Below are 3,208 nucleotides of genomic sequence, written 5' to 3' on the forward strand. Positions count from 1 at the left end.
CCCCATGACGTGTGGCCAGACGCACTGTTTTCGGCTATGTCCGAGCGTCGACCGCGCCGGTTCACCGTAACGCTGGGTAGCGCGCGGATCGCGGCAGAAGCGGGTATCAGAGCCTATGCAGGGCGCCAGGTCTGCCGGGGTCGGTATCCAGCACGTCGCAGCCAGTGCTCGGTGTAAAGGATGCGGTTGGGGGTGATGATCGTCAGAGGGTCGGTGGGCGGCTCCCTCAGGGAGCGTCCTTGCTCAACGTGGTCCGACTGCCACCGGAACGCCTCCCAGTACTGCTCAACCTCGGGGTCGTCACGCTCAAGAGTCCGTGCCCTGCCGAACAGCTGCGCCCCGCGGCTGCTCGACTGTCCGACAAGGGGCGCGACGATCCCTGCGGAGATCCGCGGGTCGCGCTTGAGGTTCCGGGATTTCACCGAGGCATTCCAACTGGTGTAGAAGATCTCGAAGCCCAGGCTGTAGTAGCGCACCGGGGTCGCGGAAGGGCTGCCGTCCTTGTTGACGGTGGCGATCACAGCGAGGTTGTGAGTCGACAGCAGATTCAGGATGCGTTCTTCGAGCTGCTCGCGCGGCAGCTCTCGATCAGGAGTTGGACCGGCAAGCCAAGGGTTCGTCAGCGGCATACCGGCATTCTCACTGAGCCGCTCAAACTCCCACCGACCCTCCTCACCCGGACGCCCTTATTCGGCACGTCCGGACGGCAACCGGGCCAGCTCGGCGTGACGCTGCGTAGCGCGCGGATCGCGGCATGAGAGCGCCTGCGTAGCATGATTACGTCATCGGGTAAGTCCGTGCGGCAGACCGCTGAAAAATTCGCTCGAAATCCGCCGTGATGGGCTTCCTGGTGAAGCGGAGCGGTCGGTGACCACCACCGCCAACCGGTCGCAACGGGGTTCACAGGGGAGGCACTGATGACGGAGTGGCCGGATCCGACGGTGTATCTGCCGTACATCGTGGAGATCGAGCAGGAAGATGGCGAGGTTCGGTCGTACCCGGCCCATTTCGTGACGATGACACCGGACTTCGTCTTCGTCCGTGATCCGGCTGGCGGGTCGGCGAGTCTTCCGACGCGCTCGGTGCGTTCGATCAGGATCGCGGTGCAGGATCTGCCGGCAGACCATGACTCGTTGCGGGCCGAATATCCCAACGCCTATCAGCCCTGGCACCCGCTCGACGAATTGAGCCTCGAAGACATGCACAAGTCGAGGGGGACGGTCGCGTACGCGCAGCTGCGCCGCCGCCCTCCGGCGCATCTCGTCATCAAGGCGCGCGAGCGCGGCTACGACCCCACCGCCATGCTGAACGCCATCGAGAACGAGTCAAAACCCGAGCCGCACTCGTTGGAGGCGCGGTATGCGAGGCGCTCCGCTGAGAACGACTACCTCGTCATCGTCAAGCCGGGAACCGATCCCTATCAAATACTCAGTCGGCACCAGATTTCGCCCGACGACTTGTACCGCATCGTCGCCTCTTGGGGATTCGGCGCCAGGCTGACCGGCCTGCAGTTGGAACAGTCGCCGAGGGCCGGGGTCCCGGCACTTTCCGAAGACTCCGACATCGATCGCATCGAGTCCGACCCCGATCGGCTTGCACCGCATTTCCGTGCCCCACAGGAACGGCGCGTCGATGGTGAGTACATAGTCCTCGTTCGTTGCAGCGGTGATCCGCTTACCGTCGCCGCGCGAGCCGGGGTCTCCCCGAACAGAGTGTTCGACTTCATCAACAGCTTCTCCGCTGACATGACTGACGCTCAGGTTCAAGCTCTGCGCCGGGACCCCGACGTGGTGCAGATCGAGGACAATGGGACTGCCGGGCTGGACTGCTGATCGTGCGGCTGGCTGACGTCTGACTCCGCCACGACGATGGGCGGAATGCGCTTGCAGCCGACGATGCACTGTTCTCGGCCAGATCCGGTCGTCTCCGACGCGCTGTCGGCGGCAGAAGCGGATGCTCGCGCGATGCCGCTGGGCCGATGTCGCAGCCGGTGGCTCTTCGACAGGTCGGCCGGGGGTGTGAAGTTGAGAGGGTCCGGAGCCGGAAAGGATTCGTGAATCCTTTCGCCCGCTGAGCACTCTTATGGGAGTGCTGGTCAGCCGGACCGGCGTGGGGGAGGTTTCCGTGACTGTCTGGATCGTTGCTGGTGTGGCCGTCGCCTTGCTGGTGTGCAGTTGCGTGGTGTTGCTGCGGCGTCGTGCCCGGTCGCGTGGCTAGGCCGCCGTGGCCGGGCGAACAGGTCGTCGCCGCGGCGCAGGCCGGTGACGAGGCGTCGATCGCGGCGCTCGTCTCGGCCTCGCATCCGCACGTTCAACAGTTCGCCTACGCCCTGTGTGCGAGCGATCAGGATGCGGAGGACGCGGCGCAGGAGGCGCTCATCGTCCTGTTCCGCAAGATCGGCACGCTGCGGGCGGCGGCGGCGCTGAGCTCGTGGATGTTCCAGATTGTCCGTAACGAGTGCATCCGCCGTGCGCGGACGACGGTGCGGCGCGCCGGGCCGGCCGCCGAGCCGACCACGATCTCGGCCGAGGAGGACGTGCTGCGCCGGCTGGAGGCGGAACGGGTGGCCGCCGCGATCGCGGCGCTGCCCGCCGACCAGCGCTGTGTGCTCGTCATGCGCGATGTCCAAGGCATGCCGGGCGGCGTGGTGGCCAAGCGGATGGGCCTGAGCACCGCCGCGATGAAGTCCCGGCTGCACCGGGCCCGCGCTGCTGTCCGCGGAACTGGACAGCCAAGATCGCTGAAAGGAACTGCGATGCAGCACTCGTTCACCAGTAGATCCGTGCCTGCGCACCTGGCCCGCGGCATCCTGGGCTTCGGCCTGCTCATCGGCTCGGTGGCGTTGATCAAGGTCATCGGCCCGATCAGCCTGATCCTGTTCCCGGCCGGGCTGGTGGCCTTGCGCGGTTGCCCCACCTGCTGGGCGATCGGCCTGGCCCAGACGATCTCACGTGGCCGACTCAAAAGGACCTGCCAAGACGGCAGTTGCCGGATAGAACGTCAGTCACCGGACGTGGACCGGCAGCGTCAGCGCCGGGCCTCGACCAGCAGTGACCACTTGCAACATTCCGTCGTTCTGCGCACAGAGTGATCAATATCGGAACGCACTAACATCGGCAGAAGCGGATTCGCAACACGGTCGATGCGCGGCTCGCCGATAGCGCATAGTCACGACATTGCCGCCCGTTCCTGCAGGTCTCGCTGAATC

The 3,208-nt window shown here is 65.6% G+C and carries 3 protein-coding genes; 2 read left to right on the forward strand and 1 reads right to left on the reverse strand.

Translation table 11 applies throughout. The annotated features are described in order from the left end of the window. Positions 1–113: 113 nt before the first annotated feature. Positions 114–629 (reverse strand): pyridoxamine 5'-phosphate oxidase family protein, encoded by a 516-nt coding sequence (locus tag ABZU74_RS33935; RefSeq protein WP_355432849.1) that lies wholly within the window; start codon positions 627–629, stop codon positions 114–116. A 288-nt stretch (positions 630–917) separates the two neighbouring features. Here ABZU74_RS33935 and ABZU74_RS33940 point away from each other — a divergent pair, with 288 nt between their 5' ends. Together ABZU74_RS33940 and ABZU74_RS33945 are read left to right on the forward strand one after the other, a co-directional pair. Then, entirely contained in the window at positions 918–1,832 is a 915-nt protein-coding gene (locus tag ABZU74_RS33940; RefSeq protein ID WP_355432852.1) for a protease inhibitor I9 family protein, read from the forward strand. A 365-nt stretch (positions 1,833–2,197) separates the two neighbouring features. Beyond that, on the forward strand, positions 2,198–3,091 hold the full coding sequence (locus ABZU74_RS33945) for an RNA polymerase sigma factor (RefSeq protein ID WP_355432855.1): 894 nt from the start codon (positions 2,198–2,200) through the stop codon (positions 3,089–3,091). The last annotated feature ends 117 nt before the right edge of the window (positions 3,092–3,208 follow it).

This window comes from Micromonospora sp. NPDC005171, from assembly GCF_040608575.1.
In the GTDB taxonomy this organism is placed as follows: domain Bacteria; phylum Actinomycetota; class Actinomycetes; order Mycobacteriales; family Micromonosporaceae; genus Micromonospora.

Coding starts and splice junctions, on each gene's coding strand:
- ABZU74_RS33935 (WP_355432849.1), bottom strand. CDS start 629: ATGCCGCTGACGAACCCTTGGCTTGCCGGTCCAACTCCTGATCGAGAG.
- ABZU74_RS33940 (WP_355432852.1), top strand. CDS start 918: ATGACGGAGTGGCCGGATCCGACGGTGTATCTGCCGTACATCGTGGAG.